Annotated in this window: 15 protein-coding genes and 1 pseudogene; 5 read left to right on the forward strand and 11 right to left on the reverse strand. The window is 71.0% G+C overall.

Features of this window, described 5'->3' with window-relative positions:
* Positions 1 to 20: 20 nt before the first annotated feature.
* Positions 21 to 863: an FAD:protein FMN transferase gene (locus KBX71_RS08260; protein ID WP_210817407.1), complete on the forward strand. Its 843-nt coding sequence runs from the start codon at positions 21 to 23 to the stop codon at positions 861 to 863.
* A 308-nt stretch (positions 864 to 1,171) separates the two neighbouring features.
* Complete coding sequence (locus tag KBX71_RS08265) at positions 1,172 to 1,528, forward strand: hypothetical protein (protein WP_091393184.1); 357 nt, start codon at positions 1,172 to 1,174, stop codon at positions 1,526 to 1,528.
* Positions 1,529 to 1,604: 76 nt separating this feature from the next.
* Here the strand turns inward: KBX71_RS08265 and serA are convergent, their stop codons facing one another.
* The 5 genes from serA to KBX71_RS08290 all read right to left on the reverse strand — a co-directional run bounded on the left by serA (position 1,605) and on the right by KBX71_RS08290 (position 9,648).
* Positions 1,605 to 3,203 carry a phosphoglycerate dehydrogenase gene (gene serA / locus KBX71_RS08270; RefSeq protein ID WP_210817408.1) on the reverse strand — a complete coding sequence of 533 codons (1,599 nt, stop codon included), beginning with the start codon at positions 3,201 to 3,203 and terminating at the stop codon, positions 1,605 to 1,607.
* 399 nt (positions 3,204 to 3,602) lie between these two features.
* Complete coding sequence (ilvC, locus tag KBX71_RS08275) at positions 3,603 to 4,616, reverse strand: ketol-acid reductoisomerase (protein WP_124815778.1); 1,014 nt, start codon at positions 4,614 to 4,616, stop codon at positions 3,603 to 3,605.
* Between the two features lie 93 nt (positions 4,617 to 4,709).
* Complete coding sequence (gene ilvN / locus KBX71_RS08280; RefSeq protein ID WP_124815780.1) at positions 4,710 to 5,225, reverse strand: acetolactate synthase small subunit; 516 nt, start codon at positions 5,223 to 5,225, stop codon at positions 4,710 to 4,712.
* Positions 5,225 to 7,105: an acetolactate synthase large subunit gene (locus tag KBX71_RS08285; protein WP_210817409.1), complete on the reverse strand. Its 1,881-nt coding sequence runs from the start codon at positions 7,103 to 7,105 to the stop codon at positions 5,225 to 5,227. The genes ilvN and KBX71_RS08285 overlap by 1 nt, the downstream gene beginning before the upstream one ends.
* Positions 7,106 to 7,293: 188 nt before the next feature.
* Entirely contained in the window at positions 7,294 to 9,648 is a 2,355-nt protein-coding gene (locus KBX71_RS08290) for a bifunctional diguanylate cyclase/phosphodiesterase (RefSeq protein WP_247683158.1), read from the reverse strand.
* A 129-nt stretch (positions 9,649 to 9,777) separates the two neighbouring features.
* Here KBX71_RS08290 and ilvD point away from each other — a divergent pair, with 129 nt between their 5' ends.
* Positions 9,778 to 11,625 carry a dihydroxy-acid dehydratase gene (gene ilvD, locus KBX71_RS08295; RefSeq protein ID WP_210817411.1) on the forward strand — a complete coding sequence of 616 codons (1,848 nt, stop codon included), beginning with the start codon at positions 9,778 to 9,780 and terminating at the stop codon, positions 11,623 to 11,625.
* 133 nt (positions 11,626 to 11,758) lie between these two features.
* Here the strand turns inward: ilvD and KBX71_RS08300 are convergent, their stop codons facing one another.
* Positions 11,759 to 12,322 carry a TetR/AcrR family transcriptional regulator gene (locus KBX71_RS08300; RefSeq protein WP_210817412.1) on the reverse strand — a complete coding sequence of 188 codons (564 nt, stop codon included), beginning with the start codon at positions 12,320 to 12,322 and terminating at the stop codon, positions 11,759 to 11,761.
* A 106-nt stretch (positions 12,323 to 12,428) separates the two neighbouring features.
* Between KBX71_RS08300 and KBX71_RS08305 the strand changes: the two genes are divergently transcribed.
* Entirely contained in the window at positions 12,429 to 13,325 is an 897-nt protein-coding gene (locus KBX71_RS08305; RefSeq protein ID WP_210817413.1) for an SDR family oxidoreductase, read from the forward strand.
* Positions 13,326 to 13,451: 126 nt separating this feature from the next.
* Positions 13,452 to 13,631: pseudogene (locus KBX71_RS34775) on the forward strand (transposase); the annotation flags it as partial.
* A 510-nt stretch (positions 13,632 to 14,141) separates the two neighbouring features.
* Here the strand turns inward: KBX71_RS34775 and KBX71_RS08315 are convergent.
* From KBX71_RS08315 to KBX71_RS08330, 5 genes are all read right to left on the reverse strand, one after another.
* The gene (locus tag KBX71_RS08315) at positions 14,142 to 14,828 is read right to left on the reverse strand and encodes a DNA-processing protein DprA (protein WP_307847003.1); all 687 of its coding nucleotides are present in this window, start codon (positions 14,826 to 14,828) and stop codon (positions 14,142 to 14,144) included.
* Entirely contained in the window at positions 14,785 to 15,048 is a 264-nt protein-coding gene (locus KBX71_RS33560) for a hypothetical protein (protein ID WP_247683110.1), read from the reverse strand. The genes KBX71_RS08315 and KBX71_RS33560 overlap by 44 nt, the downstream gene beginning before the upstream one ends.
* Positions 15,049 to 15,166: 118 nt before the next feature.
* Positions 15,167 to 17,188, reverse strand: a complete 2,022-nt coding sequence (locus KBX71_RS08320) for a hypothetical protein (protein ID WP_210817415.1) — start codon at positions 17,186 to 17,188, stop codon at positions 15,167 to 15,169.
* Positions 17,185 to 17,436 (reverse strand): hypothetical protein, encoded by a 252-nt coding sequence (locus KBX71_RS08325; protein ID WP_139586490.1) that lies wholly within the window; start codon positions 17,434 to 17,436, stop codon positions 17,185 to 17,187. The genes KBX71_RS08320 and KBX71_RS08325 overlap by 4 nt, the downstream gene beginning before the upstream one ends.
* Positions 17,433 to 17,726: a DivIVA domain-containing protein gene (locus KBX71_RS08330; RefSeq protein WP_210817416.1), complete on the reverse strand. Its 294-nt coding sequence runs from the start codon at positions 17,724 to 17,726 to the stop codon at positions 17,433 to 17,435. Before KBX71_RS08330 ends, KBX71_RS08325 begins: the two co-directional genes overlap by 4 nt.
* Positions 17,727 to 17,802: the final 76 nt, after the last annotated feature.

Genomic DNA, 17,802 nt, shown 5'->3' on the forward strand with positions numbered 1-17,802 from the left:
TGTGCGAGGGGGCAGATGCGATGCGCATCGACGAGCAGCCGCGAACCCGCTGGCCGGACCCGTCCGCGTTCCGCAACCGCCGGCCGGACCTTCGACTCGGCAGCCGCCGGCACCGGATCGACCCGACCGCCGCCACCGAGGGCCGGATCGCGGTGCAGCACACCGTACGCACCGCGACCGCCGAGTACACCCTCCTGCTCAACGCCCCCGAGTGGCTCGGCCGCCGGGGTGTGGGCGAGGCGCTGCGGGACAGCGTCGCCGAGCTGCGTGCCATCGACCTCACCTACGGTCCCAACCGGCCGGAGAGCCTGGTCTCCCGGCTGCGTCGGGGCGAGATCAGCCCGGACTCGTACCCTCCGCTCGCCGATCTGGTGGACCGCTGCGCGGCGATGCGCGCGGCCACCGACGGGTGGTTCGACGCCTGGGCGGTGCCCGGCGGCTTCGACCCGGGCGGGATGCTCGGCGGTTGGGCTGTGGAACGCGCCGCCGAGCGGCTGCGCGCCGCCGGCATCCACGACTACGCCGTGCTGGCCGGCGCTGACCTGGTCGTCCGGGGCCGCGCGCCGCACGGCGGACCCTGGCGGGTCGCGGTGCACCACCCGACCGCACCCGAGCGCGCGCCGCTGGTGCTGGAGATGACCGCCGGCGCGGTCGGCACCTCCGGGGTGACCGGGCGGCAGGAGCACGTGGTGGACCCGCACACCGGTGAGCCAGCCGACCACCTCGTCGCCGCCACCGTCGTGGGCCCCGACCTGGCGATCGCCGACGCCTACGCCACCGCGCTCTACGCCGCCGGCCCCACCGGCCTGGCGTGGTTCCGGGGCAGCTCCGACTATCGCGCGCTCTTCGCACACCGTCGCTGAGCTGGTCGAGCCGCGATCGGCCCCCACGGTCTCGGCAACGACAGTGGGGGCCGGTCAGCGACGAGTGCGCGTGGCTCGCACAACCGAGGGGTGCGGACCGGTCGGGCCGGACGTCGACCGCGCCACCCGAAGACGGGCCGGCGCCTCGAACTCGGCCAGTGACCGCAGTGCGTACGCTAGCGAATCGACGCAACTCGACGCAAGAGTCTCCACACCGGACCGTCGCGACCGGAGACCGCTGTGATCGATGGTTGACCGGCGGCGAGGCAGTTTCGACATGGTGAACGGCGGATGGCACGCTATCCGCCGTGAGTTTCGATCTGAGCGTGTGGGCCCTGGAGGACGGGGCGACGCCCGAGGACGTGCGGACAGCGGTCAACGGTTGCCGGCAGGGTCGGCACGTGGACCGCTACCCCGACCCGCGGGTGGTCAGCTTCTACCGGGCGATTACCGCCTCCTATCCGGACCGTCACCCCGGCCCGAACAGCCCGTGGGCGGTGGCGCCGCTGCACGCGGCCCACGACCACGTCGAGCTGAACCTGCACCCGACTTGCGCGGACCAGGTGCTGCTCGACATCGAGCGGCTGGCCGGCGAGCACGGGCTGATGTTGTTCGACCCGCAGGACGGCTCGGTCTACCCGCCCCCGGCGCGGCTGCCCGGCTGACGTCGACCGGCGGCACGGACGGGAAACGAAGAGGGGCCCGGCGAATCGCCAGGCCCCCCACGGTGCTTGCCGTCTACTACTCGTCGCGCAGGTCCGCGGCGCTCGCCGCGGTGGCGCCGATCGACTCGGCGGCCGAGGTGAGCAGGTCGGCGCCGAGCGCCTGGTCGACGGTGAGCGTCATCAGCGTCTCGCCACCCGCCTCCCGACGAGCCACCTGCATGGCGGCGATGTTGATGCCCGACTCGCCAAGCAGGGTGCCGACCGTGCCGACCACACCGGGTCGGTCGGCGTAGCGCAGGAAGAGCAGGATGCCCTCCGCGCCGATCTCCACGTCGAAGCCGTCCACCTCGGTCAGCTTCAGGACGTCCCGAGCGCCGGAGTGGGTGACAGTGCCGGACACACTCACCGTCCGGCCGTCCGGCAGCGCGCCGCGCACCGTGACCAGGGTCGGCTGCTCGGCCGTCTCGGCCAGGGTGACCAGGGTGACCTCGACGCCACGCTCGGCGGCCAGGTGCGGGGCGTTGACGTAGGTGACCTGCTCCTCGACCACTGAGCTGAACAGGCCCTTGGTGGCGGCGAGCTTGAGCACCGACACGTCGTGGTTGACGATCTCACCGCGGACCTCGACGGTGACGCTCGCGGCGACCACGCCGGCGACCGCGGTGAACGCCCGGCCGAGCTTCTCCGCCAGCGGCAGCAGCGGCCGAACGTCCTCGGCGACCACGCCGCCGGCCTGCACGTTCACCGCGTCCGGGACGAACTCGCCCTGCAACGCCAGCTTGACGCTCTTGGCCACGGCGAGGCCGGCCTTGTCCTGCGCCTCGTGGGTGGAGGCACCCAGGTGCGGGGTGGCCACCACGTTGTCGAAGGCGAACAGCGGTGACGAGGTGCACGGCTCCTTGCTGTACACGTCGACACCGGCGCCGGCGACACGCCCCTCGGCGATGGCGTCCGCGAGCGCCTGCTCGTCGACCAGCCCACCGCGGGCGGCGTTGATGATGCGCACGCCGGGCTTGACGATCGCCAACTCCTTCTCACCGATCAGGCCCACCGTCTCCGGCGTCTTCGGCAGGTGGATGGAGATGAAGTCGCTCTCCCGCAGCAGCTCCTCCAGCCCGACCAGGCGAACGCCGAGCTGCGCCGCACGGGCCGGCTGGATGTACGGGTCGTACGCGATCAGCCGGGTGCCGAACGCGGCGATGCGCTGTGCGAAGAGCACCCCGATCCGACCGAGCCCGACCACGCCGACGGTCTTGCCCTGCACCTCGACACCCGTGTACTTCGACCGCTTCCACTCCCCCGCCTTGAGCGCCGAACTGGCGCTCGCGGTGTTGCGGGCGACGGCCAGCAGCAGCGCGACGGCCTGCTCGGCTGCGGAGACGATGTTGGAGGTGGGCGCGTTGACGACCATGACGCCCCGCGCGGTGGCGGCCGGCACCTCGACGTTGTCCAGTCCGATGCCCGCCCGGGCGACCACCTTCAGTCGCGGCGCGGCGGCAATCGCCTCGGCGTCGATCTGGGTCGCGCTGCGCACGATGACGGCGTTGGCCTCGGAGAGCGCCGAGAGCAGGGCCGGACGGTCGGTGCCGTCGACGTGACGGACGTCGAAGTCGTGGGCGAGCACCTCGATGGCGGCAGGGGCGAGTTCTTCGGCGATCAGTACGACAGGATTCATCGGTCCTCGTAGAGGTCGTGTTTGCGATCGGCCCGGGCGGCCGGGCGCCGCACTGCGCCCTGCGCTGATCCGTGCCGTGGCCGTCAGGTGCCGGCTGCTGCACCTACAGGCGATCGTAGGGGGCCCGCTCGTCGGCGTGTTCTGGTCTTCGGGGTGAGTGCCCTCACACGCCCGGTCGAGCGACGGACATCGGCCGTTCACCGCACCGAAACGGTTGCTCCGGCCGCGCCGGGCACCGGTGACGCCGGGCACCCGGGCAGTCCAGGGGAGTCGTGGCGCACGAGCACTGCCGCCCGACGCATCGACGGGCGGCAGCATGCCGGGCAGCCCCGGGGCGGCGCTGGGGAGAGCGCCAGCCCAGGGGCTGTCGGTGAATCGTCGTCCGGCCGAGCCGGACGGTCAGGCGGTCTCGGTGATCGGGCGGTCCACCCAGCTCATCATGCCGCGCAGCTTCTTGCCGGTCTCCTCGATCGGGTGCGCCGCGCCCTCGGCCTGCCACTTGGTGAAGTTGGGCCGGCCGGCCTCGTCCTCGGCGACCCACTCGCGGGCGAACTCGCCGGACTGGATCTCACCCAGGATCTTGCGCATCTCGTCCTTGACGCGGGAGTCGATGATGCGCGAACCACGGGAGAGATCGCCGTACTCGGCGGTGTCGGAGATGCTGTAACGCATCTTCGCGATGCCGCCCTCGTACATGAGGTCGACGATCAGCTTCAGCTCGTGCAGGCACTCGAAGTAGGCGATCTCCGGGGCGTAGCCGGCCTCGGTGAGCACCTCGAAACCGGTCTGCACCAGCGCCGAGGCACCGCCGCAGAGCACGGCCTGCTCGCCGAAGAGGTCGGTCTCGGTCTCCTCGGTGAAGGTGGTCTTGATCGCACCGGCCCGGGTGCCGCCGATCCCCTTGGCGTACGCGAGGGCGAGCGCGAACGCGTTGCCGCTGGCGTCCTGCTCGACGGCGACGAGGCAGGGCACGCCCTTGCCGTCGCTGTACTGGCGGCGGACCAGGTGGCCGGGGCCCTTGGGCGCGACCATCGCCACGTCCACCTCGGCCGGCGGCTTGATCAGGCCGTACCGGATGTTGAAGCCGTGGCCGAAGAAGATCGCCTTGCCCGGGGCGAGGTTCGGTGCGATCGACTCCGCGTAGATCCCGCGCTGGGCGGTGTCCGGTGCGAGCACCATGATCACATCGGCCTCGGCGGCGGCCTGCGCCGGCGTGACCACCCGCAGGCCCTGCTCCTCAGCCTTGGGACGGCTCTTCGAGCCCTCCGGCAGACCGATCACCACGTCGACGCCGGAGTCACGCAGCGACAGCGCGTGGGCGTGGCCCTGGCTGCCGTAACCGATCACCGCGACCTTCTTGGCCTGGATCAGGCCGAGGTCGGCATCGTCGTCGTAGTACACCTCAACGCTCATGAGAACTTCCCTTTCGTACGACGGCCGGGGCGGCCCGTCGTGGTCTGTGCGGATGGATTCCGGTACGGCCCGCCGGGGCCGACCGGCGGCGGGTCAGGCGGCCCGCAGTGCGGGGCCGGCGGTGATCGAACGCGAGCCGCGCCCGATGGCCACCAACCCGGACTGGACCATTTCCTTGATGCCGAAGGACTCGAGGTCGCGCAGGAGCGCGTCGAGCTTGTCCGGGGTGCCGGTGGCCTCGATGGTCAGCGTGTCCGGTGCGACGTCGACCACCCGGGCGCGGAAAAGGTTGACGGTCTCCAGCACCTGCGACCGCGCGGACCGGTCGGCGCGAACCTTCACCAGCAGCAACTCCCGAGCAACCGAGACCTGCGGGTCCAGCTCAACGATCTTGAGCACGTTGACCAGCTTGTTCAGCTGCTTGGTGACCTGCTCCAGCGGGGACGACTCCGCGTTGACCACGATGGTGATCCGGGAGACGTCTGGGTTCTCGGTCTCGCCGACGGCGAGACTGTCGATGTTGAACCCGCGGCGGGAGAACAGGCCGGAGACCCGGGCGAGCACGCCGGGCTTGTTCTCCACAAGCACGGACAGGGTGTGCATGGTCATCAGATGTCATCCTCGTCGAAGGTCGGGCGGACGCCACGGGCGAACATGATCTCGTCGTTGCTGGTGCCGGCGGCGACCATCGGCCAGACCATCGCGTCCTTGCCGACCACGAAGTCGATCACCACGGGCGCGTCGTTGATCTCCATGGCGGCGGCGATGGTCTTGTCCACGTCATCGGCGCTCTCGCACCGCAGCCCGACGCAGCCCAGCGCCTCCGCGAGCTTCACGAAGTCGGGGATGCGGTGCTTGTGGGTGCCGAGCTCCGTGTTGGAGTAGCGCTCGTTGTAGAAGAGCGTCTGCCACTGTCGGACCATGCCGAGGTTGCCGTTGTTGATGACGGCGATCTTGACCGGGATGCCCTCCAGCGCGCAGGTGGCCAGCTCCTGGTTGGTCATCTGGAAGCAACCGTCACCGTCCACCGCCCAGACCACCGTGTCCGGCTTGCCGACCTTGGCGCCCATCGCCGCCGGCACCGCGTAACCCATCGTGCCGAGGCCGCCGGAATTCAACCAGGTGTACGGCTTCTCGTAGGAGATGAACTGCGACGCCCACATCTGGTGCTGGCCCACCCCGGCCACGAAGATCGCGTCGGGGCCGACGATCTCGCCCAGCCGCTTGATCACGTACTGCGGGGACAGGGTCCCGTCGACCGGCTCGTCGTAGCCCAGCGGGTAACGGTTGCGCAGGTCGTCCAGCTGCGTCCACCAGTCACCGAGGTCGGTGTCGTGCCCCGCCGACCGCTCGGCGGTGAACGCGACGATCAGCTCGTCGATGACGTGCTTGGCGTCGCCGACGATCGGCACGTCCACGTGCCGGTTCTTGCCGATCTCGGCAGGGTCGATGTCCGCGTGCACCACTGCCGCGTCCGGGGCGAACGAGTCCAGTTTGCCGGTGACCCGGTCGTCGAAGCGTGCGCCCAGCGCGACGATCAGGTCCGCCTTCTGCAGGCCGTAGACCGCAGCGACCGTGCCGTGCATGCCGGGCATCCCCAGGTGCTGCTGGTGCGAGTCGGGGAACGCCCCGAGCGCCATCAACGTGGTGACCACCGGGATGCCGGTCAGCTCGGCCAGCCGGCGCAGCCCGTCGGCGGCACCGGCCTTGAGCACCCCTCCGCCGACGTAGAGCACCGGACGTCGGGCCGCGGCCATCAGCCGCGCCGCCTCCCGGATCTGCTTGCCGTGCGGGTGCAGGGTGGGTCGGTACCCGGGCAGGTCCAGCGTGGGCGGCCAGGCGAAGGTGGTCTGGGCCTGGAGCACGTCCTTGGGGATGTCGACGAGCACCGGGCCCGGCCGCCCGCTGCTGGCCAGGTGGAACGCCTCGGCCAGCACCCGGGGGATCTCCTCGGCGTTCTGCACGAGGAAGTTGTGCTTGGTGATCGGCAGGGTGATGCCCTGGATGTCGGCCTCCTGGAAGCCGTCGGTGCCGATCAACGGGCTGGCCACCTGCCCGGTGATCGCGACCATCGCCACCGAGTCCATGTACGCGTCGGCGATCGGGGTGACCAGGTTCGTCGCGCCCGGGCCGGAGGTGGCGATGCAGACGCCGACCTTGCCGGTGGCCTGTGCGTAGCCGGTCGCCGCGTGCCCCGCGCCCTGCTCGTGCCGCACCAGGATGTGCCGGGCAGTCGAGTCGTAGAGCGGGTCGTACGCCGGCAGGATCGCGCCGCCCGGAATGCCGAAGACGACGTCGACGTCGAGCGCCTCAAGGGACCGCACGAGCGAGCCGGCACCGGAGATCGGGGTCGCGGCGGTGGGCCGTACCGCCGGGACGGCCGGGGTGGCGGTGCGCGTGGCGGCCTGGTCGACGTCGACGGTCGGGTCGGCGGCCGCGCGGGCCCGGCGGGCGGTGTGGGCGAGGGTCTCGGGCGTGGGTCTCGTCATGGCGGTTCTGGCCTTCGGCTGGAGTGGCTGGTGGCTAGTCAAGCGATGCGAGGCGGGCGCGGCCCGCTTCGCCAGGTTCCGATGGCAATAAAAACGGCCCTCGTGCAGATGCACGGGGCCAGCGCACTCTCGATGGGGGAGAGTGCGCTCAGGTAAGTACTCGCAGCGACCGGTACGACGACATGCGGCTAAGCCTGACGCATCTCACGCGATGAGTCAACTGATCCCACATGTTGGTTAACGGAGGTCGGCGCGCCTGCCGACGACGCGCCATCGGCAGGCGGGGTGAGCTGCCCGGATCCACCCGGAGCGCGACGTGGCGCGGGCATCGGAGCGGGACGCGCACCCGGGGACGTGGCCGCCTCCAGCATCGCCTCCAGGTGCTCGGCCGGCACCCCCCAGCCGAAGAGCGCGCCCTGGCCGAACCGGCAACCGGCGGCCACCACCGCGGCCAACTCGGTCGGGGTGGTCACCCCCTCGGCGATCACCTCCAGCCCCAACTGGTGGCCCAGTCGCATGACGATGTCGACCATCGGGGCGAACGCCGGGCCGTCCTGGTCGACCGGGCGGACCGGCTCGTGCTCGGCGACCAGACTGTGGTCGATCTTGAGGATGTCGATCGGCAGCCGGCGCAGCTGCCCCAACGACGAGTAGCCGGCGCCGAAGTCGTCGAGCGCGATCCGGACACCTGTCAACCGCAGCGCGGTGAGCCGCCGGATCAGCTCGTCCAGGTCGGTGGCGACCGCGTGCTCGGTGACCTCCAACACCAACCGCTGCGGCGGCACGTGGTGGGCGCGCAGCGCCTCGGCGACCTGGACCACGTACGCCGGGGCGTGCAGCTCGCGCGGGGAGACGTTTACCGACACCCAGACGTCGTGCCCGTCCGCCAGCCACCGGGAGAGCTGGTAGCAGGCCTGGTGCAGCACCCAGGCGCCGAGCGGGGCGATCATCCCGCACTCCTCGGCGAGCGGGATGAACTCGTCCGGACGGACGTTGCCCAGCTCGGGATGGTGCCAGCGGAGCAGCGCCTCGGCGCCGACCGGCCGCACCGACGGCAGCGACGCCACCGGCTGGAACGCCAACCGCAGCTCGTCGCGGTCGATGGCCCCGCGCAGCTCGTGCTCCACCGTCGTACGGCGGCGCAGCAGCCTGTCGTACGCGGCGTCGTACCGCTCGATCCGGTTCTTGCCCCGCTGCTTGGCGTAGCGCAGCGCCAGGTCGGCGTGCCGCAGCAACAGCTCCACGTCCGGCTCGTCGGCCCAGTCGGCGACCCCGATGCTCACCGACAGGAAGACCGGCCCCTCCGGCTGGTCGTACGGCCGGTTGAGCACCCCGAGGAGCCGTTCGGCGACCCGGTCCGCCTCGACCGGCCGGCCCTGCATGAGTACGGCGAACTCGTCGCCACCCAGCCGGGCGGCCACGTCACCGGGGCGCAGGTTGCCGCGCAGCCGCCGGCCCACCTCGGCCAGCACGGCGTCGCCGACGTCGTGGCCCCGCATGTCGTTGACGTTCTTGAAGCCGTCCAGGTCGAGGCCGAGCAGCACGCACGGGTTGTGGTCCGCGGCGTTGCGGTGCAGCGCCCGGAGCAGCCCGCGCCGGTTGGCCAACGACGTCAGCGGATCGGTGTGCGCCAGCTCACGGAAGTGCGCCTCCCGCTCGGCGAGGCGGCCCGCGTACCCCCGGACGTCGCGAAGGGTGAGGTATTGCCGTGCGACCAGGGCGAAGCCCTCCACGCTGCCGGCCACGATGCCCGCCGCGGTGAATCGGCCGTCCTGGGCGAGGTGGTACATCGCCGAGGCGGCCATCGCCAGCATCGGGGCGATCGCGTACTCGCCGTCGCTCCCGACCAGGTCCAGGTCGACCTGCCCCGGCCGGTCGGCCCGGTAGACCGCGAGCGCGACGGTCAGCAGGCCGGCGGCGAGCATCGCCGCACCGGTCAGCGCCATGGTCGGCCCGGCCTGGCACAGCCCGGCGCTGAGGCCCAGCCCACCGCAGGTCACCGCGCTGATGCCGGCGCCGAGCGCGGCGAGCCGCCGACGTGGCGTGGCGGCCCGGAAGACGACGATCACGACGAGCCCGGCGCCGAGCGCGGCGCTCACCGTGGCCACCAGGATCGCCGGGCAGGCCATCGGGGTTGCGGCACCGAGCAACCGGGTGGGCTCGGAGAAGAGCACCCAACCGACGAACCACAGCGCCGCGGCCATGACCAACCCGTCCAGGGCGAGCCGGGCCGTTCCCGCCGCGCCGGCGGCCACCCCGGGCAACCGGAGCAGACCGGCGGCGAAGGCCAGCCCGCTCACCGCCATGCCGATCGCCACAACTGTCGCCCAACCGGTGCGCTGCCCCTGCTCGTGAGCCCAGTGGTCGTTCGCGCTGAGCGCCGCGACCACCCCGATGAGGAGGCTGAGCAGGGCACCCCCGGCGGCCACCGCGAGCAGCACGTGTGCCGGTCGACGCGGGCCCGTCCGCCGCCGGGCGACGACGGTCAGCAACACGGCGGCCACCGCGGCGACGAGCCCGCTGAGCGCCGCGACAGCGACCATGCCCGGTGGAAGATGCACGCCTCCAAGAGTGCCGGATGGGCGCACGTCGTGGGGGGCTGAGTGTGCATCTGTTGGGACACGGCAGATACCCGGGTGGGCCGGCGCGTCGACGGTGTCATGCTGGTGTGTATGCCTGAGCTGCGGTCGAGGACCTCCACACACGGTCGGACGATGGCCGGCGCCCGGGCCCTCTGGCGGGCCACCGGGATGACCGACGACGATTTCGGCAAGCCGATCGTCGCCATCGCCAACAGTTTCACCCAGTTCGTGCCTGGTCACGTACACCTCAAGGACATGGGTGGCCTGGTCGCCGACGCGGTCGCCGAGGCCGGCGGGGTGGGCCGGGAGTTCAACACCATCGCTGTCGACGACGGCATCGCGATGGGCCACGGCGGCATGCTCTACTCGCTGCCCAGCCGTGAGCTGATCGCCGACGCTGTCGAATACATGGTCAACGCGCACTGCGCGGACGCCCTGGTCTGCATCTCCAACTGCGACAAGATCACGCCCGGGATGCTGCTGGCCGCGTTGCGGCTCAACATCCCGACCGTCTTCGTCTCCGGCGGCCCGATGGAGGCCGGCAAGACGATGGCGATCGAGGGCGTCGTGCACAGCAAGATCGACCTGATCGACGCGATGATCGCATCCTCGAACGAGGCGGTCACCGACGAGCAGCTCGGTGAGATCGAACGCTCCGCCTGCCCGACCTGCGGCTCCTGCTCCGGCATGTTCACCGCCAACTCGATGAACTGCCTCACGGAGGCGATCGGGCTCGCGCTGCCCGGCAACGGTTCGACGCTGGCCACCCACGCCGCCCGCCGGTCGCTCTTCGTCGAGGCCGGCCGGACCATCGTGGAGATCTCCAAGCGGTGGTACGACGGCGACGACGACTCGGTGCTGCCGCGCGTCGTCGCCTCCAAGGCCGCCTTCGAGAACGCGGTCGCCCTGGACGTGGCGATGGGCGGCTCCACCAACACGGTGCTGCACCTGCTCGCCGCGGCCCGCGAGGCCGAGATGGACTTCGGCGTCGCCGACATCGACGCGATCTCCCGCCGGGTGCCGTGCCTGGCCAAGGTCGCGCCGAACTCGCCGAACTACCACATGGAGGACGTGCACCGGGCCGGCGGCATCCCGGCGATCCTCGGTGAACTGGACCGCGCCGGGCAGCTCAACCGGGACGTGCACGCCGTGCACTCCCCCTCGCTGGCGCAGTGGCTGACCGACTGGGACGTGCGCGGCGGTTCCCCCACCCCGACGGCGGTCGAGCTGTTCCACGCCGCCCCCGGCGGGGTGCGTACCGTCGAGCCGTTCTCCACCACCAACCGGTGGTCGTCGCTGGACACCGACGCGGCCGGCGGCTGCATCCGGGACGGCGAGCACGCCTACTCCGCCGACGGTGGGCTGGCCATCCTGCACGGCAACCTGGCGCCCGAGGGCAGCGTGGTGAAGACCGCCGGCGTGCCGGACGACTGTCTGACCTTCCGCGGCCCGGCGAAGGTCTACGAGTCGCAGGACGACGCCGTGACAGCGATCCTCGCCAAGCAGGTGGTCGCCGGGGACGTCGTGGTGATCCGGTACGAGGGGCCCAAGGGCGGCCCCGGCATGCAGGAGATGCTCTACCCCACCTCGTTCCTCAAGGGACGCGGGCTGGGCCGCTCCTGCGCGCTGCTCACCGACGGCCGTTTCTCCGGTGGCACCTCAGGGCTCTCCATCGGGCACGTCTCCCCCGAGGCGGCCTCCGGCGGAATGATCGCCCTGGTCCGCGACGGCGACGAGGTCGTCATCGACATCCCGAACCGGTCGATCGAGCTGAACGTGCCCGCCGAGGAGCTGGAAGCGCGACGGGTGGCCGAGGAGAAGCGCGACAAGCCGTACACCCCGACCGATCGACAGCGCCCGGTGTCGGCGGCGCTGCGCGCGTACGCCTCGATGGCAACCTCGGCCAGCGACGGCGCCTACCGGCGCGTCCCGGAGTAACCACCAGCCTGATCCACAAGAGAGAGATGAGCGATATCGGGGTGTACGCGTCCACGGGACACCCCGATATCAACGATCTCTATGCGCCGGCGCAAAAGGCGGTCCCCCATCGGGGCTTCGACGGCGAAGAATGTCAAGCTGCCAGTGCTTTCAGCTCTTCCAGCACCTCACGCTCGACCTCGGCTAGTGACCTCTGTTCGTCCTCGGTGATCCACTCGGAGAAGGCCACGTTGAAAACCGTCACGCCGGTTTCCGCCGCGAGGACGGCCGCTCGCTCGGCGACGCCGCGCGCACGCAACGCGCCGGCTACCACCGCCGCGAGCGATGCCCTCTTCAGCAGCTCGCGTTCCAGTAGGCCGGGGTTCGCCGTGATGACCGCGTGGCGCTGACGTGACCAGGGTCGTCGTTCGTCGGTGAAGGACTCCGCCGAGACCGCCAGGGCTGCGGTGACCATCTCCAGCGGCGACGCGGACGGCGGGGCCGCGCGCACGCCGTCCAGGAATGCCTGTTGCAGCATGTCGTGTCCGTCGAACAGCACCTCGCGCTTGTCGGCGAAGTGACGGAAGAACGTGCGCTCGGTCAGGCCGACGCTCTGGGCGATCTCTTCGACGGTCGTCTTCTCGAAGCCTTGTCGGACATAGAGCTCCAGTGCCGCTATCTGTAGGCGCTGCCTCGCACCTGGATCCCATCGCGCCATAGCGAGAGCATACTGATGACAGCGGCTGACATCATGCGCTAAGGTGACGACAGCAACTGACATCATCGGGGTGTTGGTTGGCGGGCATCAAGAAGGAGATCCATCCATGCGCGTTTTCGTCACCGGGGCATCCGGCTGGATCGGCTCCGCCACCGTCGACGAGCTGCTCGCGGCCGGTCACGACGTCGTCGGCCTCGCCCGCTCCGACACCTCCGCCGCCGCTCTGGAAGCCATGGGCGTCACGGTCCGGCGCGGCGACCTCGACGACCTCGACGGCATCCGCGCGGGCGCCGCGGACGCGGAGGCCGTGATTCATCTCGCCAACAAGCACGACTTCGACAACCCCGCCGTCTCGAACAAGGCCGAGCGAGCCGCGATCGAGGCAATCGGGGGCACCCTCGAAGGCTCGGGTCGGCCGTTCCTGTTCGCCTCGGGCATCATCCCGGTCGGCGGTGGCCGTCCCGCCACCGAAGACGATGCCTCCCCGTTCCACGGCCCCGACACCCCTCGCGGCGGCGGCGAGAACCTCGCACTGGACTACCTCGCCCGAGGCGTGCACGTGGTCGGGGTGCGGTTCGCCCCCACCACGCACGGCGCGGGCGACAACGGCCTCATGACCACTCTCGTCGGCATCGCGCGGGAGAAGGGCGTTGCCTGCTACATCGGCGACGGTACGAACCGGTGGCCCGCAGTGCATCGCTCCGATGCCGCCCGCCTCGTCCACCTCGGACTGGAGAAAGCACCCGCGGGCTCGCTCCTGCACGCGATCGCCGAGGAAGGAGTCCCGACACGCCAGATCGCCGAGGCGATCGGCCACGCGCTCGACCTGCCCGTCGCCTCCATCTCGGCCGAGAACGCACCAGCTCACTTCGGCTGGATCGGCGGATTCTTCGGCATGGACATCCCCGCCTCCAGTACTCGCACCCAGGAAATCCTCGGCTGGACACCCACCGGCCCCACCCTCCTGGACGACCTCAACACAGGCGCCTACTCCCACGCCTGACAACCCGACGACGAGACGTAGGCCGTCCTGCGGACCCAGGGAGCAGGGACCGCCCCTGTACTTCTCCTCGTACCGTGGAGACTGAACCAAGAGAGATGATCAGGTCGTGGAAATACCAGACGCCGGTTCGATCCGAAGTTCCGCGCCGGTGTGGCGCGCATCGTGGTCGAGGCCGACAAGCCGGTCGCTCAGGTCGCACGAGACCTGGGGGTCAGCCCCCACACCCTTCACAACTGGGTGCAGGCCGACCGACGCCAGAACGAGCAGCCCCAGGGCACGTTGAACAATGCCGAGCGCGCAGGCTGACCGGTGCGCACTGAAAGCCGCTCGGCCGTTCAGAACAAGGTGTCGCGTACCCGCAGCGGTCGGTTTCCGGTCGGGCCGAGCTGGGCCAACTCGCCCTCGATGTCGACGTCGATCGAGCCGAAGAAGTTGATGTTGCCGGCCGGAACAACGGCAGCGGCGAGTCATGCTCCAACGCGCGGGCCAACAGGAACTCGTCCAGCTCCGAACAGCCGACCCACAACAAGATCCACCGAAGGTGCAAGGTAATCCCGCACAGATCGCGTGTGCCACGCTCCGGCCAAGCGCAGGTGGTGGTGATGCTGACCGGTACGCGGCGAGTAAGCGATTGGAACGACCACGTCGGCGAGCAGGCCACCAGACGCCGTCTGGTGTTCCTGACAGGGGTAGCAGTAGTCGAACCCGGGAGTGCGGACACCACGACACGTCGGGCAGATCCAGGAAAGGGTGGGCAGAGGATTTCGAAGGAAGTTCCGCTGGGTCTCGACGTACTCGCGGACCCTGGCCCACGGGTCAGAGGCTGGCGAAATCAGGAAAGCCCTCCAAGTCGGCCGCAGCCGGTGAACGGTCGAGAATGGCGTCGACCGCCTCCACCAGGTCCATGGTCCCGTGCGCGACGTGGACGCCGGGCCGGGCGGCGAAGGCGCGTGCCCAGTCGTGCCGCATCACCTGACTGGTGAGCACCACGGGCCGACCGTGCTGAAGAGCGAGCCGCGCCTGGATCCGGGCTCCACTGCGTTCGCCGGCTTCGATGACCACGGTGGCAGCGGCGTAGCCGCTCATCACCGCGTTTCGCATTGGGAAGCTCTGCTTTGTCGGGGCGGCGTCGGGCCAGAACTGGCTGAGCACCAATCCGACCTCTGCGATGTGCTCTTGGAGCGCGCGGTTGACCATCGGGTAGTGGTGATGAATTCCGGTGCCGATGACCGCGACGGTGCGGCCCCCTGCCGCGAGTGCCGCCTGGTGGGCCGCGGTGTCGATCCCTCTCGCCAGACCGCTGACCACCGTCACACCACGGCGGGCCAGCGATTCTGAAACCGAGCTGGCGATCTCGACACCTCGATCGCTCGCTTCGCGGCTGCCGACCACCGCGATGGCCCGAGCGTCGCGGCGCGACTCACCTCGGGCGAAGAGCACTGGCGGCATCTCGCGGATGTCACGCAGCTGGGCGGGGTAGTCGTCGTCGAAGAAGGCCCGCACGGTGATGCCGCCAGCCCGCGAGGTCGCCGGCCGCGGCCTCGATCAGCGAGTCGACGGAGCGGGTGTCGGGAAAGAGCGTGTCGGTCTGCCCGACGACCCGGCGCAGGACTGCCAGCGCGGTGCCGACCTCTTGAATGTCGTGCACGGCATCAGACCAGCCGAGGTCTGGCTGCCGCAGCAGCGCGATCAGCGCAGCCCGCTCCACCGTCACCCGGTCCATGCCCCCTGATCGTAGTGGCAACTCCCGGCCGCTCAGCCCACCGGCCACACGGAGCCGGCAGAGAAGCCCGGCGCACCTCAGATCGCCCCACATGTTCGAACATATGTTCCCTCAGCCTTCAGGTCAACCGAAGGTCGCGCAGGTCAGGAGCTTTGGCGAGGAGGCGTACGCCGTCTTCGTCGTGTCGGTGCACGGTGCAGCCGGCGCGGGTGAAGCGAACGGTGACCACATGTCCGGCGTGCTGGGCCGCCAGGCGTAGCAGTTCCGGCTCGGGATTGGCGACGTCACGCGGCCCCGAGCCGGGCACCGGGATGGGCACCATCGGGTCGGTAGGGGCGGCCCCAGCTACGGCGTCGGTCAGGCACTCGACGCACCAGGAGAGCGCCGCGGCCAGACTCGGCCGGTAGGGGAAGTCGTCGGGGCGGACAGGTGCATCAAGCGGTTTCACCTCGACCGACCAGCGCAATCCGTCAGCCAGCAGTGGGTCTGCGGCGTTGTGCCGTAGGTCGCACATGGCCACTACGAGGGCCAGGTCAAGGCCGAGGGCGAGCCGCAGCAACTCGACCAGCGGTGGCGCGTCGGGAGGCGTCGCCACCACGATCAGACGGCCGGCCGGCGTACCCCGGCCTGTGCTGCGGACGTGCTCCCCGACCGGGTCGGCTCCGGCCCAGGGCAGGGTTACGTAACCGTCGCGGAGGTCCTTGCCGATCTGCTGCCCGCCGTCGGCGTCGGCCAGGTCGTCGGGCCGCGCGCCGAGGACCGCCGCCCAGGAGCCGAGCCGGTAACGGTCCGGAAGCTGGACGACGGGCTTGCCGCCCGGTTGGGTGGCGACCAGCGGAGCGACTTCGGGCGTACCGGCCTGCCAGGCCAGGTGCACCACCCGGTGCCGCAGGTCGGTGACGGTGACCAGCGTTGTCTGGTGCAGGCGCTGGGTGTCGCCGCAGGTGAAGCAGTGCAGCGCGGACGGGCGTAGCCCAGCACCGCAGCAGTGCGGGCAGTCGGGGTCGGGCGCGCGACCGCCGATCCGGCAGTCGCAGGCGCGCAGCCGGCTGTATGGTCGGCAGTCCGGGCACTGCCGCCAGTCGACGGGTTCACCCAGCCAGGACGGGTCGGGTGGTTCGTAGCCGCGGCTCACCGGCACCCGCACCCGGCGGACGACCTGGCCGGTGGACTGTTCCGCGAGGGTCTCCACCGGTTCGCCGGCGCGCAGAGTCGTGTGCCACCAGCGGCCGTTGCGCCACAGGGCCTGCGCGCCGGGCAACTCGCCCCCGGCCAGGTCGACGCAGTCAGCGAGAACGCGTCGTTCGAGCTGGTCGACGTCCACGGCCGGGGCGGCGGGCGGGCGCGGCGAGTCGGGGCGCAGCAGCCGGGCGGGAGCGGTCAGGCCGCGCTCGGCAAGGCCGCTGAGCGCCTTGGCCACATCGGTGCGGGCCAACACCTCCGGCAGCTCCCGGCACCAGCCGGGCGACCCGAGCGGCACCGGGGAGCCGGGCACCTCGTACCGGATGGCCCAGCAGAACCCCGCATCCTGCCGGCGGGCCTCGACGACCAGGTCCAGCAGCAGCAGGTCGGCCAGCGCACACAGCCAGGCCAGCCGTGCGGTCGGGTCGACGGTCGCCGGTGCGGTGGATCGGCCCAGCACCAGCCGCCAGGAGGCGTGATCGGCCCGCAGGATGGCGTGGGCCTCCAGCTCATGCCGAAGCGCTGCGGGAAGGTCGGGCCGCCACTGCCGGTCCAGCCACAGCGAAGGCACGTCGGCCTCGTCCAGGACCGCGCCGACGGTAGCGGCGAGTTCGCGTACCCGGGAAGAAAGGTCGACCACCCAGCGGCCCGCCGGGTCGCGGTGGGGGTCGAGGCCGCCGGGCACGACCTGGTGGGACGCGACCGCGCCGGTGTCCAGGTTGGCGACGGTGACCACGAGCTGTGCCCGCCGCCGGCCGCGCCGCCCGCAGCGGTAACAGGAATGCGCGACGCTGCCCGCGCCGCGACACTGCTCGCAGCTCCGGTACGCCTCCCGGCGCGGCCCGAGCACGTCGGCGTCGGCGAGGAACCGGTCGCCGTAGGTGGTGCACCGGCACGGTTCCAGCGTGAAGGTCATCCCGTCGCAGTCCGGGCAGACGACGACGGGCACGGCGGTCACCGACACCGCCGGGCCGCGCAGTCACCGTCGTGCTCGACGCGCCGCACGCACCGCCGACCGCCGTCGAGGGGCAGGTCGCAGAACACCCGATGGCGTACGCCCTGCGCGTCCTCGGCGGACACCGTGGTCTCGCCCGCGTCCACCTCGGACAGGAAGGTCAGCGAACGGGCCAGGGTGCCGGCGAAGTGTTGGGCGGCCGGCAGGTCGGCAGCGGTGAACGGCAGGTGCGCCACCCAACGGGCGCTCATCGGCGGGCCGCCAGGTCCTCGCGGGCCCGCCGTGACTGCCAGCACGTCAGCGCATCCTTGATCCGCTCGGTCTCCCGCCGGCTGCTGCCCAGCGCCGCGTACACCTCCGCCAGATCATGGGCGACGCGGTCGAGGAACTCGGCGACCTCCACGGCGTCCACGCCATGCCGCCCGCGGCGGGTGAACCGGCGCCCGCGGACCTGCCAGGGCTTCAGGGGTACGTAGTTGGCCGCCCGATAGGGCACCGGCCGGGGTGGCTCGGCCCGGAGATGACGGAGAAACGCGCGCACGACAGTGTCCTCCTTGGCAGGTGACCCTGGAAGCGACGTCGCCCGAGCAGCATCGCTCAGGCGGCGTCGCCCACCC

The sequence above is a fragment of the Micromonospora sp. D93 genome, assembly GCF_018070365.1.
Taxonomy (GTDB): Bacteria; Actinomycetota; Actinomycetes; order Mycobacteriales; family Micromonosporaceae; genus Micromonospora; species Micromonospora ureilytica.

Coding starts and splice junctions, on each gene's coding strand:
- KBX71_RS08325 (WP_139586490.1), bottom strand. CDS start 17,436: ATGAGCGCCCGTTGGGTGGCGCACCTGCCGTTCACCGCTGCCGACCTG.
- ilvD (WP_210817411.1), top strand. CDS start 9,778: ATGCCTGAGCTGCGGTCGAGGACCTCCACACACGGTCGGACGATGGCC.
- ilvN (WP_124815780.1), bottom strand. CDS start 5,225: ATGACCATGCACACCCTGTCCGTGCTTGTGGAGAACAAGCCCGGCGTG.
- KBX71_RS08260 (WP_210817407.1), top strand. CDS start 21: ATGCGCATCGACGAGCAGCCGCGAACCCGCTGGCCGGACCCGTCCGCG.
- KBX71_RS08285 (WP_210817409.1), bottom strand. CDS start 7,105: ATGACGAGACCCACGCCCGAGACCCTCGCCCACACCGCCCGCCGGGCC.
- KBX71_RS08305 (WP_210817413.1), top strand. CDS start 12,429: ATGCGCGTTTTCGTCACCGGGGCATCCGGCTGGATCGGCTCCGCCACC.
- serA (WP_210817408.1), bottom strand. CDS start 3,203: ATGAATCCTGTCGTACTGATCGCCGAAGAACTCGCCCCTGCCGCCATC.
- KBX71_RS08290 (WP_247683158.1), bottom strand. CDS start 9,648: ATGGTCGCTGTCGCGGCGCTCAGCGGGCTCGTCGCCGCGGTGGCCGCC.
- KBX71_RS08300 (WP_210817412.1), bottom strand. CDS start 12,322: ATGGCGCGATGGGATCCAGGTGCGAGGCAGCGCCTACAGATAGCGGCA.
- ilvC (WP_124815778.1), bottom strand. CDS start 4,616: ATGAGCGTTGAGGTGTACTACGACGACGATGCCGACCTCGGCCTGATC.
- KBX71_RS33560 (WP_247683110.1), bottom strand. CDS start 15,048: ATGGACCGGGTGACGGTGGAGCGGGCTGCGCTGATCGCGCTGCTGCGG.